At 59.6% G+C, this 17960-nt stretch carries 8 protein-coding genes; 6 read left to right on the top strand and 2 right to left on the bottom strand.

Annotation, left to right across the window (positions count from 1 at the left end):
• Positions 1–86 precede the first annotated feature (86 nt).
• Both ONB52_20445 and ONB52_20440 read right to left on the bottom strand, forming a co-directional pair.
• The gene (locus ONB52_20445; protein MDZ7418502.1) at positions 87–917 is read right to left on the bottom strand and encodes an aldolase; all 831 of its coding nucleotides are present in this window, start codon (positions 915–917) and stop codon (positions 87–89) included.
• Positions 918–1026: 109 nt separating this feature from the next.
• The gene (locus ONB52_20440) at positions 1027–3138 is read right to left on the bottom strand and encodes a sodium:solute symporter family protein (protein ID MDZ7418501.1); all 2112 of its coding nucleotides are present in this window, start codon (positions 3136–3138) and stop codon (positions 1027–1029) included.
• A gap of 984 nt (positions 3139–4122) precedes the next feature.
• Between ONB52_20440 and ONB52_20435 the strand changes: the two genes are divergently transcribed.
• The 6 genes from ONB52_20435 (at position 4123) to ONB52_20410 (ending at position 17936) form a co-directional block, all read left to right on the top strand.
• Positions 4123–7050, top strand: a complete 2928-nt coding sequence (locus tag ONB52_20435) for a carboxypeptidase-like regulatory domain-containing protein (GenBank protein ID MDZ7418500.1) — start codon at positions 4123–4125, stop codon at positions 7048–7050.
• A 70-nt stretch (positions 7051–7120) separates the two neighbouring features.
• A complete protein-coding gene (locus tag ONB52_20430; protein MDZ7418499.1) occupies positions 7121–9646 on the top strand; it encodes a hypothetical protein in 2526 nt (841 codons plus the stop codon).
• A 64-nt stretch (positions 9647–9710) separates the two neighbouring features.
• Positions 9711–10739 carry a PorV/PorQ family protein gene (locus ONB52_20425; GenBank protein MDZ7418498.1) on the top strand — a complete coding sequence of 343 codons (1029 nt, stop codon included), beginning with the start codon at positions 9711–9713 and terminating at the stop codon, positions 10737–10739.
• Between the two features lie 299 nt (positions 10740–11038).
• Entirely contained in the window at positions 11039–13282 is a 2244-nt protein-coding gene (locus tag ONB52_20420; GenBank protein ID MDZ7418497.1) for a hypothetical protein, read from the top strand.
• Positions 13283–14564: 1282 nt separating this feature from the next.
• The gene (locus tag ONB52_20415; protein MDZ7418496.1) at positions 14565–16802 is read left to right on the top strand and encodes a hypothetical protein; all 2238 of its coding nucleotides are present in this window, start codon (positions 14565–14567) and stop codon (positions 16800–16802) included.
• 306 nt (positions 16803–17108) lie between these two features.
• Positions 17109–17936 carry a sulfotransferase gene (locus tag ONB52_20410; GenBank protein ID MDZ7418495.1) on the top strand — a complete coding sequence of 276 codons (828 nt, stop codon included), beginning with the start codon at positions 17109–17111 and terminating at the stop codon, positions 17934–17936.
• Positions 17937–17960 lie beyond the last annotated feature (24 nt).

Raw genomic sequence — 17960 nt, 5'->3', positions numbered from 1 at the left:
TCAGGCGCTCCTTATTCAGGTTGAACCATCCCCGCCAAATTCTTGCGGGCTAACCCTGTGGGCGACCGGGCTTTGCCACGACAACATTAGCCCGCCAGCAGCGCGAGCGCCTGCGAGACGCTGGCGCCTTCGTGCACGATCGCCATCAACGCCCGGGTCATGGCCACCGGTTTTTCATGCTGGATGATGTTGCGGCCGTAAACAATGCCGCTGGCGCCCTGCTGCATGAGAGCCCAGGTGCGCTGCAAGACCTGGCGTTCATCGGCCTTGCCGCCGCCGCGCGGCAACACCGGCCGGCCGGCAACCGTGATGACGCGATGATACTGGCTGAGGTCATCACAGGGATCGGCCTTGATCAGGTCGGCACCCAGCTCGCAGGCCTGGCGCACCAGTGGCAGGATCTTGTTGAGATCGCCGTCAACCTGATAGCCGCCATTTTCTTCGTTGGGCCGCATCACCAGCGGCTCGATCATCAACGGCATGCCATAACGTTCGCACAGCGGTTTCAAGCGCGCCACATTGGCGACACACTGGCGGTGCAAATCCGGCTGGTTGGGCAGCAGCAGAAGATTCACCACCACGCAGGCGGCATCCAGCACCAGCGCCTGTTCAACCGCGTCATCAATCAGCAGGCTGAACAACACCTCGTGAATTTGGGGATTGTAGCAATTGGCGACGTCGGTGCGCAGCACCAGCGCCGGTCTGTTTTTGCCGGGAATGCGCTGCAGGATTTCCGCCTGGCCAACGGTGAGCTGAATGGCATCAGGTTGCGCCGCCACCAGCGCCTGAATGGCCGGTGCGAGGTCCTCGATGCCGTTGAGAAAACTGACTTCATTGAAGAAACCGTGATCGAGGGCGATATCCAGGCATTTGCCGGAAGTGCCAAACAAGCGCTGGAGACGGAATTTCTTGTTCATGTTCATGCCAGATCTGCGTGACAGGCTCAGGCGCCGTCGGACTGCAACGCGATACCGGGAGGGGATTCTCCGCGGCTGCCGTGTCCCAACCCGTTGATTCGCCGCGGTGCTAAGCGCCGAGATTGACAACTATCCACAACAAGAGAATGACCAACCCCACCAGCCCCCAAGTGCCAAAAAAACCCAGGTAATCCATCTTTAGCGGCTTGTGAAACTCCCAGTGGGTCCTGGGAAAGAGCTTGCGTGCCTCGAGGTGATGCATGTGTGCCGCGTTCTCCAGCACCAGGCGCCTGTCCTCCTCCGGCGTGGGCTGGATCGGCGTGTGCACTTTGGCGAAGAAATAGTCCAGCGTCTTGCGGCTGACGGGCCGGGTGAAATAGCTCAGCACGATCAAGCACAGCAGCGGAAACAGGGCGTCGAAGGCAAAGCGTGCGGCTTCGAGCTGGGCCTTGTTCCAGCCGGAGAAATCGAGGCCGAACCAGCTCAATACCCACAGCTCGGCGTTGAACCGGCCGATGCCGATCAGCCGGGAATTGGGATCCTCGGGATTTTCGCGCGCCACTTTGTCGAAGAAAATCGGATAGGGTGGAATGACGCGGGTCTTGGCGATGCGTTCGCCCACTTCACGGGCTAGGCCGGCATCGACATCGGTTTGCAGCGCCTTGGTGTGAATCACAATCTGTCGCTCTTGCGTGTGGGCGAGAAAGGGTGGATGGCTGCGGGTCACCTCCCAGGCGGTAAAGACGTTGGGAATGATCGCCATGATCAAAAAGGAAACGAAAATTTGAATCGTCACGGCCGTCGTGCTCAGCCGGCGCCAGGTAAAGCCCAGCCAGATGGCGGCGCCAAAGATGGCCGGCATGCTGATGAAGTATTTGAACAGCTCCAGCAGATTTTTCACGTAGAGCGCCATGCCGATGCCGCCAAAAATTGTCAGAAAAACCACGAGACGGCCCACACCGAGATAGTGCTTTTCAGAGCGGTTCGGCACCAGCGGTTTGTAGACTTGGTTGACGAAGAGCGCGGCGAGCGAGACCGATTGCACGTCGAGCGTGGACATGTTGGCGGCCAGGATGCCGACCATCATGATGCCGATGAAGCCCGGCCAGAGGAGCTGTTGTGTCATGTAGCCCCAGATGAGATCGGGGTCGCTCAATTTCCCGGTATACAGGCCGATGGCGAGCAGGCCGGCCAGCGCCCAGAAAATCATCATCACCCGTTTGAACATCATGCCGCCGATCATGCCGAAGCGTGCCGTATTCTCATTGGTCGCTGATCCGCTCACCTGCATGCCGGTGGCCACCGCGGTGATCGACACGAGATTGGCGAACGACATCGCCGCAATGGTGTACCAGGCATATTCGCTCAGCGCTTCGGTGCCAAACAGCCAGAACATATGCTCCGGCACGGCGGCATGCAGGCCGGAAAACCCGCCGATCTTGATCAAGCCGAAGGGGATGAGCAGGCAGGAAAAAAAGATCATCAGGGCGCCCTGAATGACATCGGTGAGGGCGGCGGCGGTCAAGCCGCCGAGCAGCACATAGACGCAGACAATGGTGCCGTAGGCGAAGTAGAAATAGACCGGTTTCACATGGGAAATAAAGGCCACCAATTCGCCCCGGTCGTCCAGGCTGCGCAGTTCCTGATAACGCGCCCGCTGTTCCTGCGGCAGTTTGCCCTCGGAATAAAGCGCCTTGAGTTCGCGATACTCGTGGTAGGACTCAACGCTCCGTTTTTCCGCGGCGGTATAGGCGGAAGCCGGTTTGGGCGTGAGCGCCATGAACGTTTTGGCGGAGACCAGATAGCCGACGGCAGTGCCGAACAGCGCCAGGAAGATCGCAAACACGGCAAAGGCACCGCCCAGGAATTTGCTTTCGAAGCGCTCGGTGAAGAAATCGCCGATGGTCACCAGCCGTGCCCGGCGAAAGAGCATCGCGGTGAACCAGTAGAAGGGGGTCAGGAAGAGCACCAGGTATTGAATCCACATGCCGGCAATGCCCTGGCGGTAGATTTCACGCGAGACGGCCGCCGCCTGGCTGGCATCGGTGGAGGCGCCGAAGTTGAGAAAGAATTGATAGAGCCGGCCCATGCGGCGGCCACCCATGAAATAGTCTTCTGTGCTGTGCATGCGCTTCTGCAGGAATTTGCCGATCCCAATCATGGCTGCGAAGTAGGCGACGATGATCGTGACGTCAAGCACGTGCATGCCGAGGATGTGCATTCCTGACCTCCGGTGGGGGGTGAGAGGCTTGCGATGAGGGCGGCGGCCGCAGGATTGCACTGCGCGCCCGCGCCGCCTGCCGCTGGTTATGAATTGCCGGACAGGGCTTGGTCTGGGAAAGCAAGCCGGGACGGCGTCAGAAATTGTCCTGCAAAACCGGGGGAAGCAATCGCCAGGACGGAACTGCATGCCTTTGGACCAGCCGCCGGCCGGACAGACTTTCCCGTGCTGGAGCAAATTCGCGAAAATAATCTAGCGGCGCCCGCAAAACTTTCATTGCCTTTCCGGTGAATTCTTTTTTGGCATCTGGCTATGGGCCGGCGGCAACGGAAGAACGGGTCTGGGCGCGCAACCGTTATGCGGACAACAGGCGGCACGCCGGGGGATGCCGGCTGCGCAATGGTAACCGCGCAGCCCGCGAATTGCAAGTCACAAATCGCCGAATCGCCGCAAAAAGCAATGTGCCAAAAAAGCCAATTTTTTCCGCAGCCGCGGCAAAGATATTGGCGGCAATAATGATTGATTCATACATCAACTAACTGCTTTCCCCCTTGTTTTCCCTTAGCCATCTCGCCGTGCCGTGCGGGAGGATGAGCCTTGCCGTCCTCCATGAAATTTTGGTGAACTGGTTTTGGTCGACAACACCCATGCAGACGAAACGGTTCATGATCCAATCTCTACTTTTCCCCCAACTTGTCATCAGCAGCCCCCCAAGCTGTTTTTGCCACTTCAGAGGGCAGATGCGTGCACACCCCGTCCGGTGCGGAGAGTCTTGCGGCCCGGCACGCCGGTAGTGAAAGCCATGCCGGGTGGGCGTTGCAAGCTGCCTCGTCTCAGAACATGAAACCCGTTCAGGAGTGAGCATCAACAAAAGAAAAAAAGGAGGTGACGGTCGGTCAAAGTCTTGCGCGACAGTGAAAGAATGGCAGCACCCGCGAAACGATCTGAAACATCATCCCCTGTTTTCTAACACGGAGGGTCGTTATGCCTGATCGAGCCTTGAGAAGTGTGGTTGGTGTCTTGCTGCTTGCTGGCATTTTCCTGGGTGCGACCAGCGCCCTGGCCGGCCTGGGCAAGATTGCCGGCACGGTGAAAGATGCGCAGAATGGCGCGCCGTTGCCGGGAGCCAACATGGTGCTGGTGGGAACCACGCTGGGCGCCAGCAGCGATTTGCATGGCAATTACTTCATCCTGAATGTGCCGCCGGGCGTCTACACCATGCGGGTCACCTACATCGGATATGAGACCGTCACCATCAGCAACATCCAGGTGAGCCTGGATGTCACCACGCCGGTCGATATTGCCCTCACGCAGACCGTGGTGACCGGGGAGGAGGTGACCGTGGTGGCGGAACGGCCGCTGGTTGACCGGACGCTGACCGCCACGCGTTCGAACATCGGCGTTGCCGAATTGAACAACACGCTGCCGACGGCGAGCCTCGCGCAGATTGTGGAGACCACGGCCAGCACGTTCCGCGGCTACATTCGCGGCGGCCGCAAATATGATTCCCGCACGCTGGTGGATGGCATCAATATCTCCGACACCTACTTTTCCGGCGGCACGGGCAGCAACCAGGTGTATCAAGTGTACACAGCCACCCGGCGTTCCGAGGGCAATGAAACCAACATGGTGGAGGTCAATGCCCAGTCGGTCTCGGAGCTGGCAGTTTTGGCGGGCACGTTCAATGCGGAATATGATGCAGCTTCGGCCGGCATCATCAACATCGCGACCCGGGATGGCGGCCGCAAGCTTTCCGGCAAACTGTTTGTGCGCAGCAGCGCCGGAGGCCTGACCTATGCCGGCCCGCGGCTTTACAATGACCTGCCGCGCTATCTGGCGGACCGGCAGTCCCTGCTCAACAACCGCAAGGCGGCGGACAGCGTGCGTGCCAATCTGATGACTTTCAACGAAGCCACGATCGAGAAGTATGGGCTGGGCAGTGATCCCACCATCGATGGGGAGTTGTCGCTGGGCGGGCCGCTCTCCAGCCGCGGCAATTTCTATTTCACCGGCCGGCTGCTCAATTCCCACGGCCGTTTCCTCAATGAATTCAACCGCGAGCTCAACACCTCCCTCAAACTGAATTACAATCTGACCAACACCCAAAAGCTCACCGCCAATGTCATCATCAACGACGGTGGTATTTTGGGTGGTTGGAAAAACCGCGCCTTCAGCAGCCGCTACAAGTTCTTCCCGGTGGGCAATGCCCAAAACGAGAAGTTGGGAATCGTGAGCTATCTGGCGTGGACCAACAACATTTCGGCCAGGACGTTCTATGACGTGCGCGCCAGTTACACCGGCCGCACCTCGCGCTTCGGCTACTCCGACGATGACGGCGACGGCATCATCGAGGATGGCGAAGACGGTGATTTCCTGATCCTGCGCACCAAGGAGCAATCCGAGAAATATCTCGGCGTGGGCGGCACCGGTGTGATCGGCACCCGCCGCACTTTCTTCACCGGCGACCCGGGCAACGAGCGCTATCATGACGTGCCGTTCAGCTCCGGCCAGTATCGCTTCGGCCAGCCCGGCTTCTACTATGAAGAACTCAAGCGCAACGCCCTGCAGCTCAAAGGCGACTTCACCAGCCAGATCAATTTTCACCATCAACTCAAAGCCGGGTTTCTGTACCGCTACCACACGGTGGAGAATTTCCAGCAGCGCACCCAGGTCATCAAGACCTTCGACAAGAACTTCCCCTTCGAACAAACCTCGTACAAGCTGCATCCCAAGGAGTGGGCTTTCTATGTGCAGGACCGCATCGAATATCAGGGCATCATTATCAATGCCGGCGTGCGGGTGGATGCGTTCGACACCGGCGCCCAGCAGTTCAAGGATTTTTACAATGTCTCCCGCACGGACACGCTTCCCAATGGCGCGCTGCAACGCACGCAGTTGCGCTCCGCCAATGTGCCGGTGAAGTGGTTTGTCGGCCCGCGCCTGGGCATCTCCCATCCGATTTCCGACAATGCCGCGATGCATTATTCCTGGGGCCGCTTCTTCTCGCCGCCGCCCTTCGGCCTGCTGTTCGAGAATTACGGCAACTGGGCCAATCCCTCGCTGCCGGTGTTGCAGGATGTCGGTCTGGAACCCTCCAAAGCCACGGCCTATGAAATCGGCGCGCAGTGGTCCTTCCTGCCCGATTATGCCGTCGACGTCACGGCTTATTACCGCGACATCAGCAACTACGGCACGGCCGGCTACACCATCAATCCGCTGCCGGGCCAGGGCTTCGGCTCCTACACCTATCTGACCAGCTTTGGCTACGCCGATTCCCGCGGCATCGAGGTGACCCTGGAAAAACGGCCTTCCGGCTGGCTCTCCGGCCGGTTCACCTATGCCTACAGCTACATCAAGGGCGCAGCCAATGCCTCCAACATTTCTTTGAACAAAAGCGCATTCTCGTCGGTGGACGGTCCCATCCCCTTTGACGATCGCTATCAGTGGAACACCTATCCGGTGAATATTACGGGTGGCGGCAACGCGCTGGATTCCGGCTTTGACCGCGAACACCGTCTGGCGTTGACCTTCCTGCTGGATCTGCCCTTTGACATCGACGTCACCGGCATCAGCACGGCGCAAAGCGGCTTCTGGTATTTCCTGACCAACACCACCACCGATCCCCGTGGCCGCGAACAAGCCCGTTCGCCGTGGAGCTATCGCACCGATCTGCGCCTGTCCAAGGGCGTGAATCTGGGCGGCACCCGCGTGGCCCGCATTTTTGCAGAGGCGCGCAATCTGTTCAACCAGAGCAACATTCTCACCTGGGACAACTACAACATTCCGAGCGCGACGCTGTGGGAGAAAAAGCAGGATCCCACCGGTGATTTGAACCGGCCGACGACACAAGATGGCGTGCCGCTGTATGACATCGCGCGGGAAATCTATCTCGGCATTGACTTTTCGTTCTGAGCACCGCCGGCAGGCGGCCCGTTTCGGTCGAGCGTCGAACGTGGTACTCTCCACTACCGTGAGGAAACTTATGAAAGCAACGCAATTTCTTGTCATACTTGCCGGACTTTTGGCCGGGGTGCCGGGGGCGCAAGAGCTCCAGGCGCAGAGCCTCGCCAAGCCCAGTGATCCCTATCCCAGGGTCGGCGTCATCACTGCCGGTGATCTCTGGGACACGTTCGCGCCCACCTGGGTGCGGAAAACCTATTACGAGCAACAGGACAACCCCAACCAATCCTGGTATGTCGTGCGCGTCGGCAATCTCGAGCGGCAATGGACGACGCCGACGCAAATGATTGCCGGCACCGACATGCACATCCCGTGGAAGCAGGCCATCGAGATGATCGAGTACACCCCCGGCATCAACAACTTCACCACCTCGACGGATCCACGGGCGAAGAATTATCTCTACGCCTTCGAGACCAGCAAGCTCAATCTGCCGCCGCCCTACAACCAGCGTTTGGCGGACAATGCCGCGCAATGGGTCGATCCCAATACGCGGGATCAAATGCTGTATCAGGCGGAGGGCCCGACCAACCTGGGCATCTATGTCAAGATGCGGGTGCGGCAGTTCACCATCAACCATGCCAACATGAACGACTTTATTGCGGTTGAGTTCGAACTGACCAACACCGGCGTGCTCGATGCCGATGGCAATGGCACACCCGAGAAAACCAACAACCGCATCAACTGTCTGGTGCTCAACATGCGCAGCGAGCCGATCAACAGCATGACCAACAGCCTGGCCGGCACACGCGGCGCCTCGGGATGGTTCACCGGCGTCATCACCGGTTATGATGCCACCCCGGATGAGGAGGGCAATCCCTGGGATGTCCCGGTCAATTTTAGCGGCCCGCCACCCGGCGACCTCACCACCACCAAAACCTTCACCACAGCCTCGGGCAAACAAGTGACCATTCCCTGGGCCCCGGATGGCAAGCGCACGCTCGGCAACACCATGAACTCGCGGCGCTGGTACCAGGACATTTATGTCGGGCACCAATGGATTGCCGTCAAGCAGGGACCGTTGCCCGCCACCGGCAGCAGTGTGACCCAGCCCGACAAGAAGACGATTTATGACAGCCACCCCGTGGGCGTCGGCTCCCAACGTGGCTGGTTCACCTCGGTGAGCAAGGGCTATGGCAACAACGATCACAATGCCTGGGAGAATCATATTCTCTCGATGGGCACCTGGTATGCCAATGGCGGCAAGATTTGGGACCGCACCAAGTTCGATCTCAAGCCGGACCCCAACTGGTTTGACACCAGCAAGCCCTATGTCGAGGGCGATCCGCTGTCCTTCGTGGGCATCGTCAAGCCGGAAGGCCAGCGCGGCCGCCCCGATGGCAGCATGAAGTACAACAATACCTGGGCGCAGAATTGGGAGCTGGGCAACGCCAACCCGAAAGACGATTGGATCGAAGGCTACTCCTTCTCCCATGGATTTGACGGTGATTTTTATGTGGGCGTCGGCCCCTTCTCGCTGGAAGTGGGCGAGACGATCAACCTGGTGCTGGTGGAGTATATGGGCTTCCGGCTGCAGGGCGCCCGGCAGTCGCGCAAAGCGGCACAATGGGCTTATGAAAACAACTGGAATGTGCCGAAGCCGCCGCCCATGCCCGACATGAAAATCGAGCCGAGCGTGGGCGTGAAGGTGAATGTGAAGTGGGACAATCGCGCCGAAAGCGCCGCGGATTTTGCGGGCTACAAGATCTACCGCGCCGCCGCCTTCCCGCGCGTGAATTCGCTCGAAGTGGGCACGCGCATCATGGAGACCTACCACCTGCAAACCAAGCCCAATCCCACCGATGCCGAGCTGGCGGCGCTGGGCCGGCCCAACAACCCCAATCTCAGCACGGCCCCCGACTTCTACCGCGTGCAGGATCCCAATGCCTGGGGACCCTACAAGCTGGTGCGCATCATTCCGAAGGCGGAACTGGCCACCTATCTCAACACCGGTGCCGATGCCGCCCAGTACAAATACATCTTTGAAGACACCAACGAGCTGGTGCAGTTCGGCTTCAAGTATTGGTACTACGTGGCGGCCTATGACAACGAGAGCGGCGTCATTGCCGGCCAGCCTTTCACCAGCCTCGAAAGCCACAAGGGCAACTGGAACGGCCGCAGCGGCTTGTGGGAAGGCACCTATCACTTTGCCACCGGCAGCTCCTACTTCCCCAAAACCCTGGATGGTTTGCGGAAAATCGGCGCAGATTTCATTCTGAAAGCACCCCTGGCCGATGCGGCGAAGATCGCCTCCGGTGACTTGAAGATTCGCGTCAAACCGAATCCCTACAAGAAGCAGGCGCTGCATGACACCGGCCTGGAGCACAAGATCCTGTTCTTCAATCTACCCACCGGCACGAAGATCACGATCTTTGATGTTTCCGGCCAGGTGATCGATGTGCTGGAATTCACCGGCACCAACCCCAACGACGGCACGCTGTTCTGGGACATGTTCTCCAAAGACGGCATCGAAGTCACCAGCGGCCTCTACATCTACGTGGCGGAGTATCCGGGCGGCCAGCAAACCGGTTACTTCTCGATTCTGCGATAACCGCCGCGATCGTTGCGATGTCGTTTGGAATTGGCGCAGTTGTCCACTTTTTGGGAGATCGACTATGACTCACATACAACGTCTCATCGCCGCGCTGGTGGTGGTGCTCGTGACTGCCGGCGTGGGCCTGAGCCAGGTGAAGAAAACCGGCCTCACCGGCGCGGCCTTCCTGAAAGTCGGCGTCGGCGCACGCGCCGTGGCCATGGGATCCGCCGCGACCTCCGTCTCCGGCGATGTCAACCAGATGTTCTGGAACCCCGCCGGCATTGCGCTGAGCAACAACCAGTGGCAGGCCACCTTCACCTACAATCGCTGGATCGCTGATCTGACGCACAATGCCGGCGCCATCGCCCATGACTTCGGTGATTTTGGCACCCTGGGCGTCGGCTTCATTTCGCTGGGCGTCTCCGGCATCACCGCGGATCGCGACGTCGTCCCGAGTTTCCTGCTCAACACCTTCAAACCCTATGACAGTGAAACCGCCACGACCTATGATTATCTCGACCTGGCCGTGCAGGTGACCTATGCGCGCCACTTCACCGACAAACTGTCGCTCGGCGCCACGGTGAAGTTCATCCGCCAGGGCATCGATGATGTCAGCGCCACCAGCTACGCCTTTGACTTCGGCTCGCTTTACCAGATCGGCTTTCGCGGGGCGGTGATCGGCGCCCGCATCAACAATCTCGGCCGCGACCTGAAGTTTTATGACATCGGCTCGCCGTTGCCGTTGGTGTTCAGCGTGGGCGGTTCGATCAACCTGCTGCAAACGGAACAGTACACCCTGGCCCTGCACGCGGATGCCACCAAGCCACAGGACGCCGACCAACTGGTGTGCGCGGGCGGTGAGTTTTCCTTCACCGACAAGCTGGCGTTTCGCGGCGGCTACAAGTTCAACTATTCCGGCGTGACCGACTCCAAGCGCAACGAGTTCGATCAGCGCAAGATCGCCGCGCCGCGCACCGAGGAGGGCTTTTCCGCCGGCGCCGGCATCAAAGTCCCGATGGGCGACAATCAGGTGACGCTGGACTATGCCTTCACCGAGTTCGGCATTCTTGACACGACACACCGCTTCTCGCTCAAAGTGACGTTCTGACGCCTGCGTCGCGTTGCGAATGCAGTCAATGCTCCCGGGGACCAGCGCCGCGCCTTGGGAGCATTTTTGTTCGCCATGATGCCGGAGCCCGCCCGTCTCGGGCGGCACGGCCGGATCGTGAAAGTCGCCGAAGATGCTGTTGCTGTCAAAACCCTCCGGTCTTTGGCGACTTTCCTGCTGGCGGCCGGTGTTGGAGTGTCGTGCTGCCGGCCCGCGCGAATCGGCCGGCGGTGCGCGCGCAAATCCCCGCTGCAACAACAGCGACATCCGCTTGATTCTGTCACCAGCGCATGATCCGAATGACCATCCTCCCCGTTGCTTTGCTGCTGCTCATGCTCCTTTCACTCCCGTTGCCGGCATACTCGCAAAAGTCGAAATATCTCGACTGCATCACCGCCGCCGTCGAACACGCCTGGGCCCGTCATCCCGAAGTGATTGCCGCCTGGAAGGCCAGAATCGATCCCAGCGAGTTGTGGGGCTATAACCCGCCGGCTGAACCGCTCTATCTCGCCGATGCCCTGGGATTTTTGCATCAACAGACGGGCGAAAAGATTCATGCCGCGCGCGCGGCACAGTTGCTCGCCGGGTATGGCGACCTGCGGCAGACCTACCCCGGCGATTATGCCAAAACGCGCGCCGAATATGGCAACGGCATCCCGGCGCTGGCCAATTTCTTTTTTCTGCCACCGTACGTGCGCGCCTATTTGCGCATCCGCACCAGCGGTGTGCTGGACGACGACACACGGACAAAAATCGAAAGCGATCTGGCACACAGCCTGGATTTCGTCTTTCACTTTCCCGAATGGGGCGCGCACAACCGCGCCATGTTGCGGGCGGAGGGGCTTTATTACGGCAGCCTGGCGCTGCCCAACCATCCCCATGCGGCAAGGTGGAGGCAAATGGCGGAGACCATCGCCAGCGACAACCTGCGCCAGTGGGAAATCGAGGATGCCGGTCTTTATCATCCCATCTGGCTGTTGTCGCTGTTCACGTATGCCGACCTCAGCGGCCGTGAGACGCTGTTCGATTCACCCCTGATCCGTTATTATGCCGAGTATTTCAAGCGCCTGTTCACGCCGGCATACAACTTCCCCGACTTCGGCGATGCCAACTGGAATCCCACCTGGGATCGCTACCTTGCCGTGTGCGAACGGCTCGCCACGCGCTATCGTGATCCCGAGCTGAAATGGGTGGCGGAGCGCATGTTCGAGAAGATGACGGCACTGCCTTCGCAAACCGGCATCGGCGCAGCTTCCTCCCTGGCCCTGGCTTATCAGTGGAGTGACGACAACCTGGCGGTGCGGCCACCGCAGTCTCTCAGCCAGGAAGTGCTCGATGATGTTGTCGGCAAGAAAATCGTCTTCCGCAATGGCTGGCAGCCCGGCAGCACCTATTTGCTGCTCAACTATCGCGATGAAGGCGAGGGCGGTTTTGTGCATCGTGAGTTCCTGCGTCACACGCTGTCCGTGGAAGAAGAGAAGATGCATCACGGCCATGCCGATGAGAATGACATCTCGCTGCTCATGTCCGGCGGGTCGGTGCTGTTGCATGACGGTGGCTATCGTGACGGCCTGCCGAGCGGGCCTTACGGCCAGTTCCGTGCCGACTATTTTCACAACCGCCTGGTGGTGCGCCTGAACAAACGTGACCGGCAGCAACCTCTGCAGGAATTCGTGCGGCACTCCGGCGCTTACCGCCCGGTGCGCACCCGCAAGATCGATTTCCTCACGCTGCATGCCGTGGACATGAGCCGAACCCGCCTGGAGGATGAGGCCCTGGGCTACGCCTGGGACCGCATCATCACCTATCTCAAAGAGCAAAATCTCTTCATTGTCATCGATGCCGTGGAAGTCAAGCGGACGGATTACTACACTTTCACCAACTTCTGGCACACGCGCAAGATTCTCGAACAGGGTGAAGATTATTTCGTGACCGCCATCGATGCCATCGGCGCCATCACCCTGCCGCAGAATGAGCGCCTGCTCCTCCGTTTTCTGGAAACGCACGCCAAAACCGCCGGCACCCATGCCGAAACCCGGCACTATCAGGATGAGATCGCCATCTACCAAACCCAGTCGAGCCATTATCTCGCCGGAGACTATGAGATTTTTGTGACAGCACTGATCCCCCTGAAAGCCGGCGAGCGGGCGGCGGACAAGCTGCCCGGGCTGCGGCTGCTGCCCCTGGCGGCTTTTCCCGCGGCGGTGGGCGTCGAGCTCAAAGAGCGTGACCGTGTTTCATATCTCTGCGTCAAAATCGACCTGCACGCGGAGCTGGTGCGGGAAAACATCCGGCCGCGCTACACCTGGGAGTCCGGCCGTGTTTCCTATGGTGAGGTGGAAACCGACGCTCATTTTGCTTTTGTCACGCGCACGGGTGACACGCTGCATTACTCGGCTTCGGAAGTTTTGAAAATGATCTATCGGGGCCGGGTTTTGCTGGAGGCTTTGCCCAACACCCACGGTCTGCAACTCGATGGCGCGCCACCCCGTGTCGGCTATGTGAAATGGCGATATTGGGAGGACAGCGTGGTGCTGAAGTAACGTGGTGGCCGGCATCCATTATCCTGTTGGGGATGACGGCACGCACGAAGCGAGCCGGTATTAGGGAGGAGGTTTGCAGCATCCGGAGTGGCAACGGATTTTCAAATAACCAGTGGCGGGGAGAACCTTCCGCGAAAGTTGAAACCCCGGGAAAAGCCATTTCGTGGGGTCGATTTTCGCAGGAGAAAATTTCCCCGGGTGCCGTCCTGCACGGTTGCCCTTATCCCCGTTGGGAACGCACGAGGAAGCGGGTTGGAATTGCGGCGTCGTGTCAAAAGAATTGCGCATCCCCGCATAAACTCCTTTCTGTCAAAGGTGAGCCCATTGGGCCCGGCCGCTTTCAGCGCACGACACTGCCGCTCTGCCGCGGTTTTCAACTGTTCAGTTACGTCTGGGGACGTGGCGCTGATATCTTGGCCAAAGCTGCTATCTGAATTTTGCATGCTGGCTTGCTGTTGCCCGGAGGAAATGGCGTGTTCCCCAAACTTCGTCAGGAGTGGCCTGGAGAAATTCTCATGATCTGGCGCGGTTTTTTTGAGGAGGGCTAGTAGTACAACGTTGAGTTGGCACCTTCACCACCCAAATGTCATGCTGGAAAGAATCTTCTTGAGCGCTTGGAATAATGTCAAAATAAGCATCAACCCCAGTACTGAGGAAGATTCCTTCGGAATGACAATTTTGGGTTGCAGAGCGGATTTTAGAACTTAACGTTGTAGTACTAAGCAGGTCACTCCTGACGGAGTTGACCACAAGTTTGCCTGCAAAATTTTTTATGCACCCCTGGGTGGTTTGGGCGTCGCGAGCAAAGCGGCGTTTCCCGTTGCAGGGATCAATCCGGGTGCAAAAGTCGGGTGCTGACTTTTTCGAAGCGATAAAATCCAACAACCAAAACACGCACGGACAGGAAACCGCAGGGATTTCACAAAGAGTAACCGTTCTGCCACGGTTTGACCGTGGCTTTATCTTGCAATCCTGCGTATGCTCTCTGCCGGAATGCCACGGCCAAGCCGGGGCAGATCAAATAAGGGCGCCGAACTGTCGCCGCGAAGATTTTTGAACCAAGCCACCTGCCAAGAGCACGAGGGAAAACTTGGTGGCTTGTGTGATTTTTGTGAGGCTGGGGCTGGTTGTCGGGCAAGTGCAGCAGAAAAGCTCTTTGCGTGAGAGTTTTGGCGTTGTTTGAAAAATTAGTGGCATTGGCCTCTTGTCTGCAGGCAGGGATGTCTGCGCCACTCCACCCGGTTATTGAGGAATTACCATCAACCGGAGGGCTTCTGCCGCCATGACCATGTTCCCTGAAATTGAAAATCTGCGTCATGAACCGGCGGCGCAGGCGCGCGTGGAAACGCGCAACGGCGCGCCGCGACTGTTCCTCAACGGCCGCGAAGTGTTTCCGCTGCTCGCCTGGAGCTGGAGTCTGTTGCACAGCACGCCGTTTTTCAAACAGGCGGGTCTCCGCTTGCTGCACCCGATTCTGGGGCTCAACGCGGCCTGGCCGGCACCCGGTGAGTATGACTGGTCCGCCTTCGATGCGCTGTTTGCCAAATTGCTGGCCCAGCATCCGCAGGCCTTTTTTCTGCCGCGCGTGTTGCTCGAGGTGCCGCAATGGTGGAAGGATCAACATGAAGATGAATTGATCGTTTGTGCGCTGCCGCTGCAACCAGAGGATCAACGCCAGTACCGGCCGGTGATCCAGTGCCCGGAAGGCGGCTGGCAGTGGGGCATTCAACTGCGCGAGCCGTCGCTGGCTTCGGAGCGCTGGCGTGCCGACATGGAAAAACTCTTTCGCGCCTTCCTGCAGCATATTGAGCAGTCGCCGCTGCGCAGTCGCGTGTTTGGTTATCAGATCGGCTGTGGCATCTATGGTGAATGGCATTATCCGCTCGCGGAATTTGTGCCGGATCTGCATCCCGCCATGCAGGAGAAACTCGGCCATGTCCCGGACTTCGCGGCGCGCCGCAACAACACCTTCGGGTTGCTGCGCGACCCGGCGTGCGAGCAGAAGGTGATCACCTACTATCAGCGTTTCCATGAGTTCAATGCCGGTGTGCTCCTGCATTTCGCCCGTCTCACCAGGGAGGAGACCAACGGTCGGGTGATTTGCGGCGCGTTCCATGGCTATCAGCTCGAGAACGTCTGGATGCAGGAAGGCGGCCATCTCGCCCCCGGGTTGATTCTCAACAGCCCGGACATTGATTTTCTCGCCGGGCCGTATTCCTATCAAACCACCAACCAGGAAGCGCGGCAGTGGTGGGAGCATGACATTTTCGATGAGGCCGGCAACTGGCTGGGCCGCACGCGTGGCATCGGCGGGGATGCCGGTTATCGCGTCCTGCTGCAATCGCTCAAGCGGCACGGCAAACTCTATTTCGTGGAAATCGATCCCACAACTTTTCTCGAACCCCCGCCGGTCAATCCCGACGGCAGCGGCGGCACAGCGGTCGAGAAGGAATTGTGCATGCTGGGCGGGGAGGGTTGCACGACCTGGGAAGGTACGCAGCGCATTCTGCAACGGGACCTCGGCCGCCTGCTGGTGAGCGGCAATGGCGGCTGGTTGTTCGATTTTGGTCCGGTGTTGCGCACGCGCCGGAGCTGGTATGCGGACGACCGAATCATCGCCGAAGTGGCGCGCATGTGCCGGCTGGGCGAGCAGCGGTCGCAGTGGGATTTGCGCTCCTGCGCGCAAATAGCCGCGGTGTACGATGCCAAAAGCCTGTTTGCCACACGCCATTGGCGCGCCGAAGCCCCCTTCAGCAAAGGCGGCCATTGTCTGGATTACTTCACCCGCTGGTTCATGGATTCCCAGGCGCGGGCGCTGCATCGCGTGGGCGCGCCGGTGGACTTTCTCTACCGCTTTGATTTGCAACCGGCAGATCCATACCAATACCGGCTCCTGCTGATGGTGAATTTGTTCCTGCTCACGGAGGCGGAGATGGCACACCTGCATGCGCTGCTTGCCGGCAGCAATGCCACCGTGGTATGGTATTACGCCCCTGGCTTCCTCGCCGAAGACCGGCTGGATCCCGGCCGCATGACACAGCTCACCGGTTTTCAGTTCAAGCTGCTTGCCATGCCCGGCCCGATGCTGATCCGCAGCAGCGCGCCCGCACCGGTGCTGTCATTCGGCGTGCAGCAGAAGGAGTGGCCCCGCTTTGCCGTGCGTGACGAAGCGGCAACCCCGCTCGGATTTTGGAGTGATTGCGAAGAAGTGGCGTTTGCGCGCAAATCGTACCAGGGGTGGAATTCGGTTTATCTCGGCAGCGCACCGCTGCCGGTGCCGTTGTTGCGCTGGCTGGCGCAACAGGCCGGTGTCCCCCTGTGGAGTTCGGCAGCCGATGTCATCGTGGCGGCACAAGACGCCGCGCTGCTGGTCGCCACCTCGCCGGGCAAACGGGAGCTCACCCTGCCAAAAGAGATGAAACGCCTCCGCAACGGCACGATCGGCCGGCAGCATGAGCTGAATCTGGCGTTCGGCGATGTGGAGCTCTTCGTTCCGCCGCATGCCGCTGGAGCGGAATAACTGCGGCGGCAACGCCAGCTTGCCTGCCCATGCCATCGGCGAAGCCACCCAGGCTGGCATCCCGTGAAATGCGGGCACACGGCCGGATATTTTCCGAGTGGCAAAGCAGCAGGCACATGCGTGATTCTTGCGACAGGATTGTCGGGAGTCACATGAGTCGGAATTGTTTGCGAGGGCCGGCGCAGGGCCAGACAACAGTGCGGGCAGTGGGCACGTGCAGCCCTGTGAACCCTGCGACCGACGCTGCGCGAGGATTTCCAAGGCTGATTTGTATTGATGAGACCGACAGTATTGGATGCTCCTTTTTTGCGACCGTTATTGAAATATCCGGCCTGGCAGCTCGCCAACTGGCGTGCCACGCTGGCGCTTTACCGCCGGGCGCCGTGGCCGCTGGCGCGCCGCATCCGCCAGCTCAGCCGCCGGCCCGTCGTGATCGGTGGCTGCGGCCGCTCGGGGACGACCCTGCTGTTGTCGATCCTTTCCTGCCATCCGCATATCTTCGCCATCGCCGTCGAGACCACGGCGCTGTGCCGCGACGGCTATGGTGCCGACGGTCTCTACAATAAAACACCGGATCCCGACGCGCCCTTTGATCTCGGGAGAATCTACGGCTATTTGTTGGAACACGCGATTCCCCCATCCTGCACGCGCTGGTGCGAGAAAACGCCGCGCAATGTGATCTATTTCGGCCGCATCCTGCAGCATTTCGGCAGGGGCGTGCGCCTGCTTCATATTGTGCGCGACGGCCGCGATGTGGTGACCTCGGTGCATCCCAACGATCCCACGCGCTATTGGGTGACCCCGCATCGCTGGGTGATGGATGTCTCCGCCGGCCGCCGCTGGGAGCAACACCCGCAGGTGCTCACTGTGCGCTATGAAGAGCTGGTGCGCGATTATGAATCCACCATGCGCCGCATTTGCCGGTTCCTCGAAGAAGATTTCACCGACGCCTTCCTGCGCTATCCGGAAACCGCGCGGGTGAAGGAAAGCATCGCCTGGTTCAATCCCGCCCGGCCGATGAACGACCATTCCATCGGTCGCTGGCAGGAGGCAAAACATGCGGCGGCCATCGCCGCGCTCGAACGTGAGCCGGGCGCATTGGAGTTGCTGCGGCATTATGGTTATCTCTCTTGAGGGATGACAGCGAGGGTGAATTTC

The organism is candidate division KSB1 bacterium, assembly GCA_034506255.1.
In the GTDB taxonomy this organism is placed as follows: domain Bacteria; phylum Zhuqueibacterota; class Zhuqueibacteria; order Zhuqueibacterales; family Zhuqueibacteraceae; genus Coneutiohabitans; species Coneutiohabitans thermophilus.
The sequence above is the reverse complement of the archived record's forward strand: the minus strand, read 5'-3'. Positions and strand labels throughout refer to the sequence as shown.